Source organism: Tessaracoccus flavus, assembly GCF_001997295.1.
Lineage (GTDB): Bacteria > Actinomycetota > Actinomycetes > Propionibacteriales > Propionibacteriaceae > Arachnia > Arachnia flava.
This window is the reverse complement of the sequence record NZ_CP019605.1, coordinates 492,164-509,997: the sequence shown is the minus strand read 5'-3', so window position 1 is coordinate 509,997 and position 17,834 is coordinate 492,164. Positions and strand designations below refer to the sequence as shown.

18 protein-coding genes are annotated in these 17,834 nt (G+C 69.1%); 1 reads left to right on the top strand and 17 read right to left on the bottom strand.

Annotated elements, in window-relative coordinates:
• Positions 1–7 precede the first annotated feature (7 nt).
• Entirely contained in the window at positions 8–835 is an 828-nt protein-coding gene (locus RPIT_RS02200) for an abortive infection family protein (protein WP_077340171.1), read from the top strand.
• A gap of 125 nt (positions 836–960) precedes the next feature.
• On the opposite strand, the gene RPIT_RS02195 is transcribed toward RPIT_RS02200, so the two are convergent.
• The 17 genes from RPIT_RS02195 to RPIT_RS02120 form a co-directional block, all read right to left on the bottom strand.
• Positions 961–1,527 (bottom strand): hypothetical protein, encoded by a 567-nt coding sequence (locus RPIT_RS02195; RefSeq protein ID WP_077340169.1) that lies wholly within the window; start codon positions 1,525–1,527, stop codon positions 961–963.
• Positions 1,528–1,544: 17 nt separating this feature from the next.
• On the bottom strand, positions 1,545–2,984 hold the full coding sequence (locus RPIT_RS02190) for a type IV secretory system conjugative DNA transfer family protein (protein WP_077340167.1): 1,440 nt from the start codon (positions 2,982–2,984) through the stop codon (positions 1,545–1,547).
• Entirely contained in the window at positions 2,981–3,421 is a 441-nt protein-coding gene (locus RPIT_RS02185) for a hypothetical protein (RefSeq protein WP_077340165.1), read from the bottom strand. The genes RPIT_RS02190 and RPIT_RS02185 overlap by 4 nt, the downstream gene beginning before the upstream one ends.
• 275 nt (positions 3,422–3,696) lie before the next feature.
• Positions 3,697–4,236: a hypothetical protein gene (locus tag RPIT_RS02180; RefSeq protein ID WP_077340163.1), complete on the bottom strand. Its 540-nt coding sequence runs from the start codon at positions 4,234–4,236 to the stop codon at positions 3,697–3,699.
• Positions 4,233–5,696 (bottom strand): M23 family metallopeptidase, encoded by a 1,464-nt coding sequence (locus RPIT_RS02175; protein ID WP_218121507.1) that lies wholly within the window; start codon positions 5,694–5,696, stop codon positions 4,233–4,235. Before RPIT_RS02175 ends, RPIT_RS02180 begins: the two co-directional genes overlap by 4 nt.
• Positions 5,696–7,021, bottom strand: coding sequence for an ATP-binding protein (locus RPIT_RS02170; protein ID WP_226996315.1), 1,326 nt, complete (start codon positions 7,019–7,021; stop codon positions 5,696–5,698). Before RPIT_RS02170 ends, RPIT_RS02175 begins: the two co-directional genes overlap by 1 nt.
• Before the next feature lie 158 nt (positions 7,022–7,179).
• Entirely contained in the window at positions 7,180–8,685 is a 1,506-nt protein-coding gene (locus tag RPIT_RS02165) for an SCO6880 family protein (protein WP_077340159.1), read from the bottom strand.
• The gene (locus RPIT_RS02160) at positions 8,666–10,180 is read right to left on the bottom strand and encodes a hypothetical protein (protein ID WP_077340157.1); all 1,515 of its coding nucleotides are present in this window, start codon (positions 10,178–10,180) and stop codon (positions 8,666–8,668) included. Before RPIT_RS02160 ends, RPIT_RS02165 begins: the two co-directional genes overlap by 20 nt.
• A gap of 3 nt (positions 10,181–10,183) precedes the next feature.
• The gene (locus RPIT_RS02155) at positions 10,184–10,951 is read right to left on the bottom strand and encodes a hypothetical protein (RefSeq protein WP_077340155.1); all 768 of its coding nucleotides are present in this window, start codon (positions 10,949–10,951) and stop codon (positions 10,184–10,186) included.
• Positions 10,952–10,953: 2 nt separating this feature from the next.
• Entirely contained in the window at positions 10,954–11,286 is a 333-nt protein-coding gene (locus RPIT_RS02150) for a hypothetical protein (protein WP_077340153.1), read from the bottom strand.
• Entirely contained in the window at positions 11,283–12,020 is a 738-nt protein-coding gene (locus RPIT_RS02145) for a hypothetical protein (protein ID WP_077340151.1), read from the bottom strand. Before RPIT_RS02145 ends, RPIT_RS02150 begins: the two co-directional genes overlap by 4 nt.
• A complete protein-coding gene (locus tag RPIT_RS14845; RefSeq protein WP_157633319.1) occupies positions 12,017–12,187 on the bottom strand; it encodes a hypothetical protein in 171 nt (56 codons plus the stop codon). Before RPIT_RS14845 ends, RPIT_RS02145 begins: the two co-directional genes overlap by 4 nt.
• A 529-nt stretch (positions 12,188–12,716) precedes the next feature.
• Complete coding sequence (locus RPIT_RS02140) at positions 12,717–13,925, bottom strand: molybdopterin molybdotransferase MoeA (RefSeq protein ID WP_077340149.1); 1,209 nt, start codon at positions 13,923–13,925, stop codon at positions 12,717–12,719.
• Complete coding sequence (locus RPIT_RS02135) at positions 13,922–14,695, bottom strand: HesA/MoeB/ThiF family protein (RefSeq protein ID WP_077340148.1); 774 nt, start codon at positions 14,693–14,695, stop codon at positions 13,922–13,924. Before RPIT_RS02135 ends, RPIT_RS02140 begins: the two co-directional genes overlap by 4 nt.
• Complete coding sequence (locus RPIT_RS02130) at positions 14,677–15,090, bottom strand: molybdenum cofactor biosynthesis protein MoaE (protein ID WP_077340146.1); 414 nt, start codon at positions 15,088–15,090, stop codon at positions 14,677–14,679. The genes RPIT_RS02135 and RPIT_RS02130 overlap by 19 nt, the downstream gene beginning before the upstream one ends.
• A 16-nt stretch (positions 15,091–15,106) precedes the next feature.
• The gene (locus tag RPIT_RS02125; RefSeq protein WP_077340144.1) at positions 15,107–16,495 is read right to left on the bottom strand and encodes an MFS transporter; all 1,389 of its coding nucleotides are present in this window, start codon (positions 16,493–16,495) and stop codon (positions 15,107–15,109) included.
• On the bottom strand, positions 16,492–17,832 hold the full coding sequence (locus tag RPIT_RS02120) for an MFS transporter (protein ID WP_077340142.1): 1,341 nt from the start codon (positions 17,830–17,832) through the stop codon (positions 16,492–16,494). The genes RPIT_RS02125 and RPIT_RS02120 overlap by 4 nt, the downstream gene beginning before the upstream one ends.
• Between the last annotated feature and the right edge of the window lie 2 nt (positions 17,833–17,834).

The window sequence follows — 17,834 nt, the reverse complement described above, 5'->3', positions numbered from 1 at the left end:
GGACATGATGAGTTTGATCGAGATCGGCTCCGTGCTCGGGAGCTTCTTTGAACGCGGCCAGGGACCCTCTCACGACGAGCTGGATCGCGCAGTTGAACGCTCCCACCTGCAGGCCGGAGACCCAGCCCCATCAGGCCGTTCACCAGAAGGCTCCGCCATCGGCAAGACCAAACGGATCAGGCAGATCATGACCTACGCCGCGGACCACGACCCAGCCGCGGGACTGCAACTCTGCAGACACCTGGTCGACCTCATGCGCGCGGATGGCATGTTCACCACCACCCTCGACAACCATGCAGGCAGCGACAAGATCACACGCCTCCAGGAAGCTCTCAGCCGAGCCGGATACACGCTGACATCCGGGGGAATCCTCCACCCAACGGTGATCGACAACCTCACCGGCACAGAACTCACCGATGTCCTGCGGGCATACGTCAACCGCGTGAACCTCAACCCCGACGATGCCCCACTTCAGATCGGCACAGGGAAGGAACTCGACGAGGCAGCCGCCCGCCATGTGCTCCAAGACAGACACGGTCACTATCCTGTCGGCGGTCACGCGGGAAGCTACCCCGTGACCCTTGCGGCCGCGTTCACCGCCCTAGGGTTGGAAATCGCACCAGACCTCACCACCCAACTCCACCCGAACCCCCACAAGCAGGTTCAACAGTGCCTCTTCCTGCTGGGTGTGGCCGTCAACCGACTGCGCAATGACGCCGGCACCGGCCACGGACGCCCCGACGAACCGCGACGCTCCGGTCGACTCTCAGCAGCAGAGGGCCGCCTTGTGGCACGAGCCACAGCACTCCTCGCCGGAATGCTCCTGGACTCATGACAAGGCCCGATGGACCCATACGCGTATCGGCGCCGCTCAGCCCTATCGGCGAATAGAGACCAGTGAACCCCCATCACGACAGGAAAGGGCAGCAGCCGCCGGAAAGCCCCTTGTCACGCTCGGGCTCACAAACGGACAGGAAGACGCCAGAGGGCGAGCGTGTCCTCGGCGTCAGGCGTCCGGTCGACATCCTCATCGAAGAGGTGCCGGCGCCGCGCCGCCCCATCCGCGTGGCGGGTGTGGGCGGCTCTCCCGGGCCAGGGTTGGTGTTTCTCGTCGCAGGCTCGGCGTTGGTCGCGGGTGCGGTCGAGGTAGCCGGGCAGTGTGTAGCGGTGCCATTCCTCGAGCGCCATGGGGCTGGTGGCTTCCCCGGCTTGGTAGCGCATCGCGGCGAGGGTGCCAAGTTCGCGGACCAAACCTGGGTGTTCGGGCCAGCAGGCCGGGGTGTGGTCTGCGGAGTACCAGGCGTGTTGGGTGTTGAGCCAGATCACGAAGGCGTCGAGCCACTGCCAGGTGTCCAGACGCAGATCGGGGTCGGCGATCGAAGTGATGTCCCAGAGTCGGGGCAGGATCTCGCCGGTGGCCATGATCGCCTCGGCGGCGTCTCCCCCGCGGGCGAGGATCGCGAGATCGACCAGGGCAGCGAGCATCCGCTCCGAGGGTTCGGGAAACGGCTCCAGCAGGTGAGTCATCGGGGCAGATCCCTTGTCTAGTCGGTGAGGCCGAGTTGGCGGGAGTAGGAGTGAGCCAGCGCGGTCTTCTCCCCCGCCGTCATCGGATGGGGAGCCGCACCCTCGGATGTGGTGAGGAGGCGGCGGGCTTGGCGCTGCTGGTCGAGGAGGTGTTTGCCGGGTTTGCCGTCGATGGCGCGGTGGAGGGTGGCGAGGATGGGTTTCCCGTTCTCGGCCACGACCAGCGCGGTACGGGCGGGGAGTTCGCGGAGCTGTTCGGGGCGGATGACGGGGGTGTCTTCGCCGTGGGTGGAGATCGAGCCGTGTCCGCCGTGTTGGTGGTTGCGGCGGGTGATGCGGCGGGTGCCGAGGAGGTCGCTGATCTCTCGGTTGAAGCCGGCGTCTTTGGAGCCTCCGAAGATGATCAGGGAGTTGGTGAGGTCCTTGATCGCACGGGCCTGCTGTTCCCCGAAGATGCGGGTCAGCTGCGCCCAGGTCTGGGAGGCCCAGATGAACGAGATCCCCAACGCCCGCTCATTCGCCATCCGCGTCGCAAGAGTCGGCAGCGGGGCCGTGGAGGGCAACTCATCCAGGCAGGCCAGCATCGGCGGACACAACCGGCCGAACCCACTCTCGTTCGCGAGCTGGAGGGCGGTGTCGAGGACGTGCTCGGCGACCGCGGTCATGAGCGGTGACGCGGAGACGTAGGGGTCTTCTCGGCCGAGCAGGTAGATGGTGCCGTTCCGGCGGATGAGGTCGGCGATGTCGACGGCTGGGCGGCCGTCGCTGGGGACGCAGCGTTCTCGGCGGGCTCGGGTGGCGAAGAGGGCCAGTGCTTGGTCGACGGTGGATTTGGTGTTGCCGGCGGTGCGTTCGTCGGTGTTGCTGACGGCGCCGGTGAGGAGTCCGGACCAGTTCGGTTCCGCCATCGGGTGCGAGCGCAGGATCTCACTGGGGAGGGTGGCGGTGCGGGGGTTGGCGGACCATTCGAGGACGTCGTTGAGTGTGTAGCCGGCGAGTGCTGCGGCGTGGAGGTAGCACTGGATGACTTTCGCGGCTTCGGCGGCGTAGAAGCGGGCGGCCGAGTCGGCCCCGTCTCCCCCGCTGCCCAGCGTGCCGGCGCAGAACGCTTTGGCGCGCTTCTCCGCCACCGTCGCGTCGACGCAGCCGTCGATCGGGTCCCAGATCAGCTCCGGCAACCCTGGCGCGGCGCCGAACGGGTCGAGTACCGCCACCGGGCCTCTGGCTTGGCGGGTGGCGAGGGTGAGGAGGAGGTCGTCGGGTTTGGTGAGGGTGACCAGCGCCGCGCCGGGGGCCTGGAGCAATGCCGGTGTGAGGATGTCGAGGGTCTTGCCCGATCCTTGGGGGCCGATGACCCCGGCAGTGCGGTCCCACGGCTGCCACAACGCCACCCCGACCGGCACCTTGCTGGTCCCGATCCGCCACCCCACCGCTGTGGGCTCAAACCGGCCCCTCATCGCCGGTGGCCCTTCCTGCAGAGGTCGGGGCGGATCACGGCCCGGTTCGCGCGGAGCCGGCCCAGGCCGAGGAGCTGTTCGGCCTGCCCGGTGGTCGCCATGCCCTTGAAGCGGCGGCCGGCCGTGACCCGCAACGCGAGGACGATGGCGGCGGTGAGGCCGGCGATGAACACTGCCGCGGCGATCGCCCACGCCACCCAGACGGCGTCAGTGCCGTGGGTGGTGAGGCCGGCGTGGAGGTTGCCGGTGAGGATGCCCCAGCTGCTGGGGACCAGGACGGCCAACGGTGGCCAGTGCCAGCCGGCACCGGCCGCGGCGAGGGTAAGGCTGCGGCCGACCTGGACCGCCACCACGGCCAAAAGGGCGACGGTAGTGAGGATGCCGACGGCGGGTTCCCACGTCCAGGCGTAGCCGTCCTCATGCTGCGAATCAGTCATACCCCCTACCAACCCGGACCAAGCGGGCCCACAGCGTGACGGTCGGCAGAGTCGGGCCGTGTTTGTCGATCACGGGACTTGTCGTCCTGGTCCGGGTACACGGAAGCCTCCGGCGATGGGGGGTCGCTGGAGGCTTCCGGCTGGATGGTGTCGATGGACGTCGACACCGCTTTGGGTGTGTGCAGCACGTTACCCGGCTCGGCGGGGCCCGGATACCTACCATCGGCTGCCCTTCGTGCGCCGCGAGCCACCCACAGCTCGGTTGGGTGGGCTTGTCAGGGGGTGATGGCGATGGCGATCCAGCCATGTGTGCTGTCGGGGTCGAGGATGAGGGTGACGTCGACGACTGTGCCGGTGTCGAGGCGGTGGCGGGTGGTGATCTGCATCTGATCGGCTTCGACGACATGGGCTGGGCCGTGCTGGGTGCCGGCGGCGGGGGTGAAGCGGGGGTCGTCGAAGGCGGCGATCAGCGCCTCCGCAGCCACACCCTCGAGGCGCTGACGCCGGAGCTGCTGGTCGGCGGTCAACCAGCCGACGACGAACGCGGTGGCCGCGGTGACCGCCGAAGCGATCTGGGCATCCTCGGGCGGGTCGTGGCGATCCGCCTCCATCGAAGGCTGGGTGGTGTCGAGTTCGTCGGCGCCCACCCAGCCCTCGGCTGGGTCGCTCTCCCCCACCGATGCCGGCGAGGTGACTGGGTGGGAAGCAGGCGTGGTCGAGTGTGGGGTGGGTGCCTGTGTCGGCGTGTCGCTGCAGCCGGCGAGCAGCAGCGCGGCGAGCACTGCGGTGAGGAGGCGGGTGGGGGGTGGGGTCATGGGGTGATTCCTCGGCTGCGGAACCAGCGGTCAGGATCGGTCGGGATACCGCCGACGCGGACCTCCAGGTGGAGGTGGGGTCCGGTGACGTTCCCGGTGGCGCCGACCCTTCCGATCACGGTCCCGGCGGTCACTCTCTGGCCGACCCGGACCATGGTGGTGGATTGGTGGGCGTAGTAGATGACGGTGCCATCGGCGGTGGTGAGGGTGGTGAGGTTGCCGTAGGCGCCGGCGGGGCCGGCACGGGTGATGGTGCCGTCGGTGACGGCTTTGATGGGGGTGCCTGTGGGGGCGGCGAAGTCGAGTCCGGTGTGGGCCTTCTTCCATCGGGGTCCGGTGTCGCCGAAGCGGGAGGTGAGTCGGTACTGGTCGACGGGCAGCACCACCGAGCCCACAGCAGCGCTGGTGGTGCCGGTTCCTTGGGTGCCGTGGACGGAGATGTGGACGTGGTCGAGGTGGGCGGCCGACGGGTCGGGGCCGGTGTAGCAGGACGCGGTCTGGCCGCAGCGTCGCCACCCTTCGTCGGCGCGGGCGGTGGACCAGAGGTGTTCGCGCCAGATGATGTAGGTGACGCCGAGGGCGGCGGCGTTGGCGCGGGCCCATTCCGCGATCTCCGTGCCGAGCGTGATGCCGGCTGGGGAGAAGTAGTTGGGGATCATCACGTCGACGGCGCGACCGGTCCCGTGATCTTTCGGGTCGCCGGGGCGGACGCCGAGCAGCGACCGGATCTGAGGCCATCGGCTGTGGATGCAGCGCATCACGCGCAGCGCGTCGGGGGTCTGGCCCTGCTCGGACGCCATTCCCGTCGGGGCACAGTCCAGGCTCGGATCCACCGGGCCGCAGTTGGCGAGGCCTGCGGGTTGGCCGGCGAACAGCGCGACGAGGCTGCGGGCGATCCCTTCGTGCTTGGCGTAGGCGTCGGGGTAGGCCGACACCTGCACCGCCTGCGCCGCCTGGGCGACCGTCATGTGCTGCCAGCCGTCGATGTCGGTGAGGCCGGGGATGTGCCATCCGCTGAGGGTGGTGTGGCCGAGGTAGAAGGTGCGGGCCTGGTAGGCGTCGTCGGCGAGGATCTGGAGGTTCTCTTGTTGGGTGGTGCCGTCGGCGTACCAGCCGACCAGGGAGCGTTGCTGGAACAGGCCGACATCCCCATCCTCATTCGGTGTGGCCGCGGCCGGGTGGGCGCCGAGGAACGATTCCTGCATCGCGGTCGCGATCCCGACCACCGCACCCGCCGCCCCGACACCGGTCTCGAGGGCCGCCGCGTAGACGAGGGCGGCGCGGTTCATCTGCCCCGCATCCAACTCGATGCCGACCGGGGTGTCGCCGGCCCAGCCGGCGCACGTGGCGCTGATTGTCTGGGTCTGGACCTGGGGACCGGTCAGGGCGCCGGCGAACACGAGGATCGGTGCCAGCGGCACCGTCAGCGCCGCCCCGATCGCGGCCAGTGCCTTCCACATCAGGTCTGCAGTTTCTGGTTGGTGTCGGTCAGGGGCAGTTCGAGGTCGGGGTGGAGGGTGAGGGCGACTTTGTGGAGGCGTGGGCCCACGGCGATGAGGGCTCGGCCTTTGCCGCCCATGGCCCAGCCGGTGACGATGTCGCGGGCGACCGGGCCGAGGTCGAGGAGTTGCTCCAGGTCGTCGGCGACTTCGGCGTCCTGGCCGAAGAGGACCTTGATGTCGCCGAGGTGGAGGAGGTCTTTGGCGATCTGCTGCGCCTGCGACCCGGCATGCCCCGCACCCAGGTAGTCCGAGGGTTTGTGGGCGTTGGCGATCTCAATATCCCCATGCGACCGTGACAGCCGCAGATCGGCATCAAAGGAGGACACGGCGCCGGTGCCGAGGCGGAGTTGGCGCCAGACTTCGTCGCGGACGTTGATCCTGCGCCGGCCGCTCACTTGGCGCATGGCGGTGCCCCAGGAGTTGAGACACATCAACGCCATCCCGACCGCGTCATCGCCCAGCGGCATCAGTCTCGAGAGGGACAGGGATTGGATCGGCGCGTTCCAGTCGATGGTGACGGTGGTGGGGGCGTCGAAGATCCCGGCGAACACACCCGAGATGAGCTGCGCGACCGCATCGCGGAGCAGGCGGGTGTCGTCGAGGAAGGTGTGGCGGTCGGGGTAGCGCAGCTCCGCGATCAACGCGTCGCTGGGTGAGTGGAGCTGTTGCCACACCTGCGGGATCACGATCGGCCGCAGCTCGCGGCTGTCCGAATTGGTGTGGGTGAGTTCAACGAGGACGGCTTTGAGGACCTGTTCCTCCGTCGGCCCTACCGCGACCTTCCTGTCGCCGATGCTCTGGGAGCCGATCAACGAGCGGAGGAGGACGAGCCAGCGTCCGAAGATGACCGCCGAACGCCGCTCCTGCTCATCGCGGTTCAGTTGGCCCCAGTTCGATGCGAGGGGTCCGGGGTCGAGGGGGTTGAGGCGGGTGGGCATGCCGGGGCCGATGGCGAAGGGTTCGACGCCGAAGTGAAGGCACATCAGCTCGTACTCGTCCTTCGGATCCCCCAGGATCAGGGCCTGGTAGCCGAACGCGAACATGCGGTTGAGGAACGCTTTCACCCAGGCCGACTTCCCCCGCCCCGGCTTGCCGAAGACGAAGATGTTCGGGTTGGTGACGGGTATGGAGTCGTTGAGGACCCAGCCGTGGGGGTCGACGTAGAAGGTGGCGCCGTTGCTCATGTCGGTGCCCATCGGGGCCCCGGTCGGCGGCAACGGGCTGGCGGTGAGGAAGGGCCAGAACACGCCGGCCTGGTCGGAGGTCATCTGGTACCGCTTCACCGCAGGACGAGACGCCACCCACCCCGCCCCCCTCGCGGGTTTGCCGCGCCAGGGCGGGGCGGAAGTGAACTCACGGGGAAGCTTTGGCTGCTCTGGTGAGGGTTTGGTGGGCAGGGTGTGGCCGAAGTCCGCCAGGAGGCGGTTGATGCTGCGGGCCATCACTGGTGCCTGGTGGTGAGGCTGACCCCGAGGGGGAGGGTGGCGGTGACGAAGGCCAGGTCCTGGGACATGTCGAGGCGCTGCGGGGCCATGCCACCGCGACGGATCGCCGCATCCAACCGTCGCCCGAACTCCGCCACCGGCGCCGTCGCGGGAATCGTCGTGGAGCAGAGGGCGTAGGGGTGGCTCATGGTGGCGCCCATCGCGAGCTGCACCTCGACCCGGTCCAGTTTCGCCTGCCGGCGGTGGTCCTTGGCGCCGGTGCGGACCCCGAGCCGGTCCTTCAACCCCTGGCCGAGGCTCTGGCCGAACTCCTGCTGCGCCGCCTTCCGATCCGCGGCGGACTGCTTCTCGATCGGGAACACGACCGCCACACTCCGCCGCTCCACCGCCTCAGACGGGGCCAGCACGTGTCCCCAGCCGCCCATCGACGCGCCACGCTCGGGAAGCTTCACCGTCGCAGTGACCGTCGCCCACGCATCATGCGCATAATGCCGAACCGCCGCATACGCCTGCGACGGTCCCGCCAGAGCCCACGGCACCCCCGGGTTCACCGACGAGTCTTCGGTGGCGTCGTGTTCGGCGGCCACCAGGCCTGCGCGGTCGCCGGGGGCGAACCCGAGCCGCACGACCTGCGCCAACTCTGGGGAGGTGAGCCATTCGATGTTGCGTGCGCCGATGGGGCCTGTGACTACTGCTCCGATCTCGGCGGCCAGGGAGAGGAGGGTGTTCATCCGGCCATCCGTGGCGCCGCCCATGTGTCTGGCCTCTTTGCTGAGGCGGGCCTCAGGGATGACCAGGGTGATGAAGGCTTCGGTGCGGACCCCGGCCTGGGACCAGCGCAGGTGCTCGATCTGCGTGGCCACGGACGTGACCGGCGCATCCGCGGTGATGTTGGCGCGCAGCCACAGTTCCCGCTCGGTGCAGTCATCGGGGGTGGTGCGCACCATCAGGTGGATCTCCGAGATCAACTCCCCGCGGGCTGCGGTGTCCAGCAGTTCGGTCAGGCCGTCGGCGTACCGGTTGCACAGGGCGTCGGTGGCCATCGCGATCCCGTCATGCTCGATCCGGGCAGTGATCGCCCACGTCCTGGCCGCGCAGTGTTTGATCACCGCCACCCTGCGCTGCTCGAGTCCGATCGGGGGGCCGTCCAACACTTCGACGCCGGTCAGGGCGCCGGGCATGTCCAGCTCGTCGAGGTCCCGCAGTGTTCCGGTGGCGGCCTTCGACCGGAAGGCGAGCCACCCGCTCAGCCCGGCGACGGCGAAGCTGGCGGCGGCGGCGAGCCAGCCGACGGCGGAGCGGCCGCCGAGGGGCACGACGGTGAGGAACAAAAGCAGCAGCCACACCGGCACCCACATGATCCCGGCCAGCCAGCGCTGGGAGCTGATCGCCATCCACGCCGGGAACGTCGCCACCGACAGAAACAGCAGTTGGGGGACGGTCAGTCCCCAGATCACGCCGGCCTTCGGGGTGGTGAACGCGTCAAAGGTTCTGGCCGCCATTGTGGTCCTCCGCTTCTCTCACAGCCACAGGAGGCTGCGCCGCACGCTGCGGCTGGGTCGATGTCGTCTGGGTGGCGACCTGCGCCGGATGAGGCTGCGCCGGATGAGGGGTGCGGCGGATGTCGCCGGCCGGGTCGTACGGGTAGGACGGGTCCCCGGCCCCCATCCCGGAGGTGGTGTCGTTGACCAGCCCGGTGGCGCGGGCGCCGACCTGCTGGAACCCGTCGACGAGCTTCTTCGCGCCGAGGATCACCCCCGCCGCCACCACCCCCACCGGCCCCGCCACCGCACCCACACCAGCAGCAGCCCCAGTGGCCGCTCCCCCACCAGCAGCGGCACCACCAGCGGCCGCGCCACCAGCAGAAGTACCACCTGCGGCCGCGCCACCAACACCAGCCGCGGACCCGCCGGCGCCGCCGCTCGCCGCGGCTCCCCCGGCTGCGCCGGGGCTGAGGCTGGAGCTTTGCGCCGCGGCGGTGCGGCTGGCCGTGGCCGACTCCCCCGCACCAGCTACTCCCCCGCCCCCAGAGCCGCTGCCGCTGCTGCGGGTCATTGCGGTGTGGGCGTAGCTAGCGGCTGAGGAGGCGCCGGTGGTGCCGGCCAGGCCGGCGCGGAACGAGGCCCCGCTGGTGGTGCCCGGATCCACGAAGGCCAGCAGCCGGAACAAGGCCACCGGGGACAGAGCTGCCACCGCGATCATCACCACCGACGGCAACGCCAGCGCCACGGCCTCCTGGCCGGAGTCCTCCATCCCGAGGGAAACGCCGGTGGCGAGCCGCACCCCCAACCCGAGCATGAGCGTCATCAGCAGCGGGGCGATGGCGGCGGCGTGGAACCAGCGAAACGCCTTCCAAAACCAGGATTCGAACGGCTTGAACATCAGCCCGGCCGCGGCGATCGGGGCGGTGGCTGCGATCACGATCAGCGACACCGCCCGGCCCAGCATCACCACCAGATGCGCCAACGCGGCCAGCCACAACACCAACCCCAGCAGCATGAGCACGGTGGCGGTGGTGCCGGTCATCACCCCTTCGGTGAAATCCAGACCCGTCGGCTCCCAGTCGGCCAGATCAGCGGTGCCCAGCAACTGGAGGCGCAGCGCCGTGTTCAGCCCTTCGACGGCGGTCACCAGCGCGGCGCCGTAGGTGTACCAGAGGGTGCACACCAACAGAAACTTCACCGACCCCCACACAGCCGAGGCCAGGGAGAGGGCGTCTCGGCGGAGCACGGTGCCGACCAGCTGCACGATCAGCAGCATCAACGCCAACGAGAGACCGAGCCAGAGGGTGACGCCGTAGACCGACCACAGCGCCGACGAGGACCCGTCAGGGTTGAGGTTGGGGGTGAGGAACCAGTCCCCCAGCTGCAGGATCGCGCGCATCACCCACAATCCGGCGCCCCACACCGCTATGCAGATCGCCACCCACGCATCCACCACAATCTGACCCCCGGCCGCAGCCAGATCCCCGAACAACTCCCCGATCTGCTCCCACATGGCTTAGGCGTCCCGCCACGTCAGCCAGCCCGCTTTGACGGCGAGTTCGGTGCCCGGCCACGTCGACGGCCCCGGCACCGGATGCGCACCCGCCCCGATCAGCCACCGGTCTTCTTGCCAGGTCATGCGTTCGCAATGCCCGTAGGCCAGGCGGGCCTGGTCGCGGAACGTGTAGGTGATCTCCACCAACACGCACGCCACATGCCAACCGTCGCCGTCGGAGCCTTTCACCTGGCCCGCCGAGGGGATCACCGTCAGTGACGCCCCCGGTTGCAGACCTGCCGGCATTCTCCCGGCGGTCAGGAACGACTGAATCAGCCCCAGCACCGGCCACGACCCCGCCGTGCCAGTGGGGTCCTCGAACCAGGACTGCTGCACCCGCTGCGCATGCGCCAGATCCATGGAGCTCAGGACGGAGACCAGGATCTCCCCCAGCTGCCCCATCGCGCCCTCGGGCGTCTGCGGGTAGCCGGTGGGGATCCCCTCCGCCCCGATCTGGTCCACCAGGGGGATGTCGATCGTCGGGAGGGTTCCGAGGGCCGGGGTGCCGCCTGTGGCATCCGATGGCGACACTGCCAGCATCGGGGCGGCCGCGATCTCGTCACGCACCGTGACGCCGCCGGCCGGTAGCGAGTCGACGACCTGCCCCGTGGGGGTGGTGGTGGGGTCGGCGAGGGCGAAGTAGACGGCGAACCCCAGGCCGGAGAGCAGCAGCAACGCCACCGACGTGACGGCGGCCAGCAGGGTCAGGTGCGCGCGATCGGGCCTCATGGTTAGCGGGTGACGCAGCCGTCGCCGAGGAATCCCGACAGGATGCCCGGGATCACGAGATAGAGCAGGGCGGCGCCGAGGACGACGAACACCCCGATCAGGCCGCCCTTGGAGACGTGGGGCATCGAGAACACCTTGCCCAGGATCACCGCCGCGACCGCGGCCAGGATCCCTGCCGGGAACGCTACCCACACCAGGGCCCAGGAGAACCAGCCCAGGAACTCATCGACCAGGACCTGCGCCCCCGCCGGCGCGACCGGGCACACCATCCCCCGCCCCTCCGCCGGCACCACCACACCCGCAGACACGGCCTCGACTACGAACTGAACGATCATGAGATTTCCTCCACACACGATTTGATGACGTCGACCGCGGACTGCAGCCGACGAGGAAGCGGATCGGCAGTAACCCCACCGACCCGAAGAGACGCACATTCCGGCACCAGCAGCAGCAGCCCGTCGGCCGCTGCGGCGCGCAGCCTCGGCCCGCACACCGAACCGACCGGCTTGGGCAGTGCCCGACCCGGGACCCCGGTGATCACCGGCACCACCCGCAGGCCGTGGAGGACCTCAAGGCGGGCGTTGAGACGCCGCACGCTCGGCACCGAACACGACGCGACCACTACCAACACAGACACCGCCGGGAGAGGCTCTGCCCAAGCGCCGAGGTCCAGGACCGTGACCCCTGCGGCGGTGTCGGGGAGGATCGTGGCGTCGGGGTCGGTGCGGCGCTCCAGCCGCAGCCCGTCGCGGGACCCGATACTCCAGCCGTGCTGGGTGCCGAGTTCAGCCGACGACGCGGCCGCCAACCCAGAGGTGTGCGGCACGCTGAGCTCGACCAGGCGGCCGGCGGCGAGTGCTTCGGCGATCGCCAACGCCACCGTGGTCGTTCCCACCCCACCCGAGACACCGACCACACCCACCACCGCATCCGCAGCCGCAGCTGGCAGTTCCGCCACTGCTGCGGTGGCCGTTTCGGGTTGGGGGGTCGGGTCGGTGGTGAAGGCTCCGGCGTGGAGGGCGGTGTAGGCGGCGCGCAGCTCAGCCAGCGAGAACGTGGCGGTGGTCATCGCTGCGCCTCCAGGGCGGCCTTCAGTTCCTCCGGGGGAACGTCCAGCAGCTGGCGGCGGGCATCCAGCGCGTGCTGCAGGCGCTGGGTCCAGAACACCAACTGGTCGCAGGCCTCCGCCTCGCCCTTCGCAGCAACGATCAGCTGCTGCGTCTCCTCATCCGACATCTCCGTGGCCCCTTTCGCTGTCCTCGTGCTGTCCTGCCCCCTATGAACCCGGGCCAATCCAGACCAGCGCGTGAACAGATCTCAGGTGGTGCTTCCCAGCCCAAGTCACCGGAGGGAGGTGATGCAGATGCGGATCAGCGACCCAGCCCTCCAAAGTGGGAGCATGAGAGGGTGAACACCGATGCACTCTGGAACTTGATCGACGCGGTCTCCGGCGGGCGGCAGGTAGAGAGGTCGTGACCCTTCGACGGACGGGCTGCTCGCTACGCTCGCCGGCCCTGCTCAGGGATCAACCCAGGTCCCTGAGCTGTCGCCCTGCCCCCTGAGCTTGTCGAAGGGTAACAGCCGTGACTGTGGTCGCCGCCCTGGGTCGGGGGCGGCGGCAGGTAGAGAGGTCGTGACCCTTCGACGGACGGGCTGCTCGCTACGCTCGCCGGCCCTGCTCCGGGACCGATTCGACGGACGCTCCTCGCGCAGAGCGCTCGTCACTGCTCGGGGACCGATTCGACAGCTGCTCCAGAGAGACGGATCAGGCAGTGATGGAGTGCACCGTCAGAAGGTCGCCGGGCTGCACCTGCTCCACATCCTCCGGCACGACGGCGAGGCCGTCGGCAAGGGCGAGGGTCGCGACGAGGTGGGACCCGGAGCCCAGAGCGTGGACAGGGGTGGCCAGTCCGTCGGCAACGGCGACCGGCACGTACTGCCGGCGGCCGGGCGGCGTCGACCAGCCGACGGCGGCGCGCGCCTGCACCGACGGCCACCGGTCAGCGCGTCCCGCGAGGCACGCGATGAGCGGGCGGACGAAGACCCATGCGGAGACGAAGGCGCTCACGGGATTTCCGGGCAGGCCCAGCATCGGCACCTTCCTCCCGTCCGGCGCGGCGAGCACCCCGGAGGCCTGGGGTTTGCCGGGCTGCATCGCCACCTTCGTGAACTCGATCTGGCCTTCGGTCACCTGCCGGACCACCTCGAAGGCGCCGACGGATACCCCTCCGGTGGTGACGACGAGGTCTGCGGCCAACGCGACGTCCAACGCCGCGCGGAACTGGGCGGGGTCGTCGCCCACCGCCCGCGCCGAGATCACCTCGGCGCCGAACTGCCGGCACAGCCCTGCGAGGAGCACCGAATTAGAGTCGGGGATCTGCCCGAAGCCGAGCGGTTCGCCTGGAGCGACGAGTTCGGAGCCCGTGGACAGCACAGCCACCCTCGGCCGCCTGATCAGCGGCACCTCGGCGTAGCCGAGTGAGGCCGCCGAAGACGCGGCGGCCGGTGACCACGCCAGCCCGGCCGGGAGGCCGGGTTCTCCGACGCGGACGTTCTCCCCCTTGCGGCGCACGTGCTTCCCGACGGCGACGGCCTCGGTGATTCTCATCCGCGCGGGCAGCTCAGCCTGGCCCCAGGGCTGGTCGGTGAGCTCCACCGGCACGACGGCGTCCGCGCCGGGCGGCAGCGGGGCGCCGGTCATGATGCGGGCGCACTGCCCCTCTCCAACTTCAGGGACGGAGGTGGCACCGGCCGGGATGTCCCCGACGACAACGAGCTCGACGCCGGCGGCGAGATCCCCGGCCCGGACCGCGAAGCCATCCATCGCCGAGTTGTCGAAGGGAGGCACCGCGAACCGCGCGGGCAGGTCCTCGGCCAGCACGCCGCCGACGGCCGAAACAATCGGTGTGACCTCTGCGGCTAGCGGTTCTGCCAGCGACAGGATCCGGGCGCGCTGCTCCTCGACCGTCCTCATCCCGCGCTCCGCGTCTGGCGGGGTGCCTTGCGGAGGCTGAGGACGTCCCACCGCCCCCGCAGGGCGTCGAGGACCATCACCCTGCCGACGAGCGGCTCGCCGAAGCCAGCCAGAAGCTTGATCGCCTCGGTGGCCTCCAAGGCACCGATCTGTCCCACCATCGCCCCGAGCACCCCGATCTCGGTGGCCTTGGGGTAGTCGTCGGGATCGGGCTCGGTGGGGATGAGGTCGCGAAGGTACAGCCGTTCACCGTGCTCGTCGGGGACTCCGAACACAGAGCATTGCCCTTGCATGCCGACCGCAGAAGCCCAGATCAACCTGGCGCCGACTGCCTCGGCGGCATCGGAGAGCATGAACTTGGCGCCGAACGTGTCGCAGCAGTCCATCACCAGGTCATAGTCAACGAAGAGTTCGCACGCGCGCTCGTAGGTGAGGAACTCGGGGAAGACGTCGACGTGCACGTCAGGGTTGAGCGCCCGGAGGCGCTGCGCGGCGGACTCTGCCTTGTTGCGGCCCAGTTCGGTGTGGAGCACCTGCCGCTGCATGTTCTTCAGCTCAACGGCGTCCCCGTCGACGACGCCGATCCGGCCGACGCCGGCAGCGGCGAGGTACGGCAGGGCCGCTGACCCCAGTCCTCCGGCACCGATGACGAGGACGGACGAATCGAGCAGCCGCTCCTGTCCGTCGGTGCCGAAGCCCACGACGTCGATGTTGCGCAGGTAGCGCTCCCGCTGCGCTGTGCTGAGCCCCATCACGGGCACTGCGACCATTCGTGGGTGCCGTCCGCCAGGAGCTGCTTCTTCCAGATGGGCAGCACCTCCTTGACGCGGTCCACCAGACCGGAGGCGCAGTCGAAGGCCTGCGCGCGATGCGACGCGGCGACAGCCACGTACAGTGCCACGCCGCCGATCCCCAGCATCCCGACGCGGTGTTGCGCGACGATCGCATGCACCCCGTCCCTGCCCGAGAACTCGGCGACGACCTCACGCAGGACCTCGTCGGCCGTGGGGTGGCCGACGTACTCGATGCCCGTGACGGTCTTGCCGTGGTCGTGGTTGCGCACGACGCCGGCGAAGCTCACCACCGCCCCGGCGCGGTCGTCGGAGACGCTCGCGAGCAGCGCGTCGGTGTCGATGTCAGCCGTTGTGACCCTGGTCAGCTCCATGCGCCCCAAGGTTACGTCAGCTCGGCTTCGGGGCGCCGGGGCGCGCGTAGCGGAACCAGGTGATGGCGATGCAGCCAACGGCCCACACCGCACCGATGATGTAGAACAGCGTCGGGCTCATGATGGTGAGCCCCACGCCGAACAGGAACGGCCCGAACGCGGCGATGGCTGCGGTCCACCCGATGACCCCGCCCGCTTGACGCTTCTCGAAGATCATCGGCATCTGCTTGAACGTCGACGCGTTGCCGATGCCGGAGAACAGGAAGATCGCCAGCATGCCCCAGAGGAACTGGTTGAAGTCGCCCTGCAGCGCCTCGGCGCTGGACAGGTCCGGCGTCAGCGCCGGGATGGTGAACAGGATCGACGCGAGGACCCCGATCCCGGAGATGAGCGTCCAGATGGCGCCGCCCATCTTGTCGGTCAGCGGCGAGAAGACCACGCGCGCGCCTGCGCCCACGAGCGGGCCGAGGAAGACGAACTTGACGGGATCGGGCAGCGTGTAGCCCTCGATGAGGATGGTGGCGGTGGAGCCAGCCCCCTCGACGATCGCCGAGTTGCCGGAGCCGTACAGGTTGAGCATCAGGAGGCCGAACTGGGCGGAGAGGCCGGAGAACGTGCCGAACGTCATGATGTAGAGAATCGTCATCCACCAGGTGTCCTGGTTGCTGAAGATGTCGAACTGCTGCTTGATGTTGGCCTTGACCGGCACCGAGCGCAGCACGATGTAGGCCCAGATGGCGCCCGCGACGATGAACGGCAGGTACACCAGAGCCGAGTTCTGGTACCACACGACGACGTCCGAGGCACCGGCCGTCGTCATGGTCTGGGAGCCGAGGAAGCCGAACATGCCGAAGCTGATCAGCCAGGGGGTGAGCAACTGCACCAGCGAGACGCCGAAGTTGCCGATGCCCGCCTGCAGGCCGAGCGCGGTGCCCTGCAGGCGCTTGGGGAAGAAGTACGACGTCGAGGGCATGAAGCCGGAGAAGGCGCCGCCGCCGATGCCGGACAGGATCGCCAGCCCCATGAGGCGCCAGTACGGCACGTCGGGGTTGGTGACCTCGAACCCCCACCCGAGGACGGGCAGGATGAGGAGCAACGTGGTGAGCGTCACCATCTTCCGCGTGCCGATCTTCGGTGGGAGGACCATCCACACCAGACGAAGGAGCCCACCGGAGAGGCCCGGCATGGCCGCCATCCAGTAGAGCTGCGCCTTGGTGAACGTGAACCCCAACGCGTTGAGCTTCGGCACGATGGCGCTGGGCAGGAACCAGGCGACGAACGCCAGCGTGAGCGTGAACGTCGTGACGGTCAGCGTGTTCCACGCCAGCTTCTGGTCCCACTTCTCGGGATCCTCGGGATCCCACGACTGCAGCCAGTCGCCCTTGGTCTCCAGCTTGGTGCTCATGCGCGGGCCTCCTCGAGGGGCAGTTCAATGGTGCCGGCAAGCTCGGGCGAGTTGTCGTGCAGCATCTTGACGATGGTGAGGTGCATCCACACCGCGCAGACGACGGTGAGGAGGAAGATCACGAAGAAGGTCGAGGTCGGGAACCCGGACCAGACCTTCGTGTAGGCGAACAGCGGCGGCAGGATGAAGCCGCCCAGCCCGCCGAGGGTGCCGACGAGGCCGCCCACGGATCCGACGTTGTCGGGGAAGTATTCGGGAATGTGCTTGAAGACCGCGGCCTTCCCGAGGCCCATGGCGCAGCCGAGGAGGAACACCAGCGCGGCGAACGCCCAGACGCTCAGCTGGTAGGCCAGATGCTGGGTCTCGGAGCCGTCGGCGTGGGTGATGACGATGTAGCCGTTGGGCATCATGAGGATGCCGGAGGTGGCCAGCATCAGGCCGAAGGTCCAGTACATGACCCGGCGGGCCCCGTAGCGGTCAGCGAGCGCGCCGCCCACGGGCCGCAGGAGCGAGGCGGGGAAGATGAAGGTCGCCGTGAGCAGGCCCGCGGTGCCGAGGCCGACGTCGAAGTTGTCGACGTAGTACTTCGGCAGCCAGGCCGACAGCGCGACGTAGGCGCCGAAGACCGCCACGTAGTAGAGGCTGAAGCGCCACACGCGCACGTGCTTGAGGGGCACCAGCATCTCGCGGATGGGCTTCGCGCTGCCCGGCGCGCGATCCTGCCGCGGCACGATCAGCCAGGTGGCCACACCGACGACGATGAGGAGCGCCGCGTAGATGACCGGTACCAGCCGCCAGCCGCCCTCGACGCCGAACGCGTAGGTTGCGCCGGCGGTGCCGGCGATGAGCGGGGGGCCGATGAACTTGGTGACCGACGCCCCGACGTTGCCCGCACCGAACACGCCGAGCGCTAGGCCCTGCCGATCCCGGGAGAACCACGCGGCGTTCCAGGTGGTGCCCACCGAGAACAGGTTGCCGGCGAAGCCGACCAGGAACGCGAGGATCAGCAGCGACGCGTAGCTGTCGGCCCTCGACACGAAGTAGGCGGCCACTGCGGTGGAGAACACCAGGAACAGCGTCACCCGCCGACCGCCAATGCGGTCGGCGAGGATCCCTGCCGGCAGTCGCCACATCGAGCCGTTCAACACCGCCAGCGCGGAGATCCACGACAGTTCAACGTCCGTCAGCCCCAACTCCTGCTGGATCGGGACGCCCAGGATGCCGAACATCAACCACACCGCGAACATGAGGGTGAACGCGATGGTGGACATGGTCGCGACGCGACCGGCCCCCTTGCCCGTGTCGTGGACGGGGGCCACCTCGATCAGCTTGGCCATGG

Bases quoted from the DNA above. Each gene is read 5' to 3' on its own strand.
- RPIT_RS02150 (WP_077340153.1), bottom strand. From the start codon at position 11,286: ATGATCGTTCAGTTCGTAGTCGAGGCCGTGTCTGCGGGTGTGGTGGTG.
- RPIT_RS02165 (WP_077340159.1), bottom strand. From the start codon at position 8,685: ATGGCGGCCAGAACCTTTGACGCGTTCACCACCCCGAAGGCCGGCGTG.
- RPIT_RS02155 (WP_077340155.1), bottom strand. From the start codon at position 10,951: ATGAGGCCCGATCGCGCGCACCTGACCCTGCTGGCCGCCGTCACGTCG.
- RPIT_RS02175 (WP_218121507.1), bottom strand. From the start codon at position 5,696: ATGTGGAAGGCACTGGCCGCGATCGGGGCGGCGCTGACGGTGCCGCTG.
- RPIT_RS02130 (WP_077340146.1), bottom strand. From the start codon at position 15,090: ATGGAGCTGACCAGGGTCACAACGGCTGACATCGACACCGACGCGCTG.
- RPIT_RS02185 (WP_077340165.1), bottom strand. From the start codon at position 3,421: ATGACTGATTCGCAGCATGAGGACGGCTACGCCTGGACGTGGGAACCC.
- RPIT_RS02200 (WP_077340171.1), top strand. From the start codon at position 8: ATGAGTTTGATCGAGATCGGCTCCGTGCTCGGGAGCTTCTTTGAACGC.
- RPIT_RS02160 (WP_077340157.1), bottom strand. From the start codon at position 10,180: ATGTGGGAGCAGATCGGGGAGTTGTTCGGGGATCTGGCTGCGGCCGGG.
- RPIT_RS02120 (WP_077340142.1), bottom strand. From the start codon at position 17,832: ATGGCCAAGCTGATCGAGGTGGCCCCCGTCCACGACACGGGCAAGGGG.
- RPIT_RS02190 (WP_077340167.1), bottom strand. From the start codon at position 2,984: ATGAGGGGCCGGTTTGAGCCCACAGCGGTGGGGTGGCGGATCGGGACC.
- RPIT_RS02145 (WP_077340151.1), bottom strand. From the start codon at position 12,020: ATGACCACCGCCACGTTCTCGCTGGCTGAGCTGCGCGCCGCCTACACC.
- RPIT_RS02135 (WP_077340148.1), bottom strand. From the start codon at position 14,695: ATGGTCGCAGTGCCCGTGATGGGGCTCAGCACAGCGCAGCGGGAGCGC.
- RPIT_RS14845 (WP_157633319.1), bottom strand. From the start codon at position 12,187: ATGTCGGATGAGGAGACGCAGCAGCTGATCGTTGCTGCGAAGGGCGAG.
- RPIT_RS02195 (WP_077340169.1), bottom strand. From the start codon at position 1,527: ATGACTCACCTGCTGGAGCCGTTTCCCGAACCCTCGGAGCGGATGCTC.
- RPIT_RS02180 (WP_077340163.1), bottom strand. From the start codon at position 4,236: ATGACCCCACCCCCCACCCGCCTCCTCACCGCAGTGCTCGCCGCGCTG.
- RPIT_RS02140 (WP_077340149.1), bottom strand. From the start codon at position 13,925: ATGAGGACGGTCGAGGAGCAGCGCGCCCGGATCCTGTCGCTGGCAGAA.
- RPIT_RS02125 (WP_077340144.1), bottom strand. From the start codon at position 16,495: ATGAGCACCAAGCTGGAGACCAAGGGCGACTGGCTGCAGTCGTGGGAT.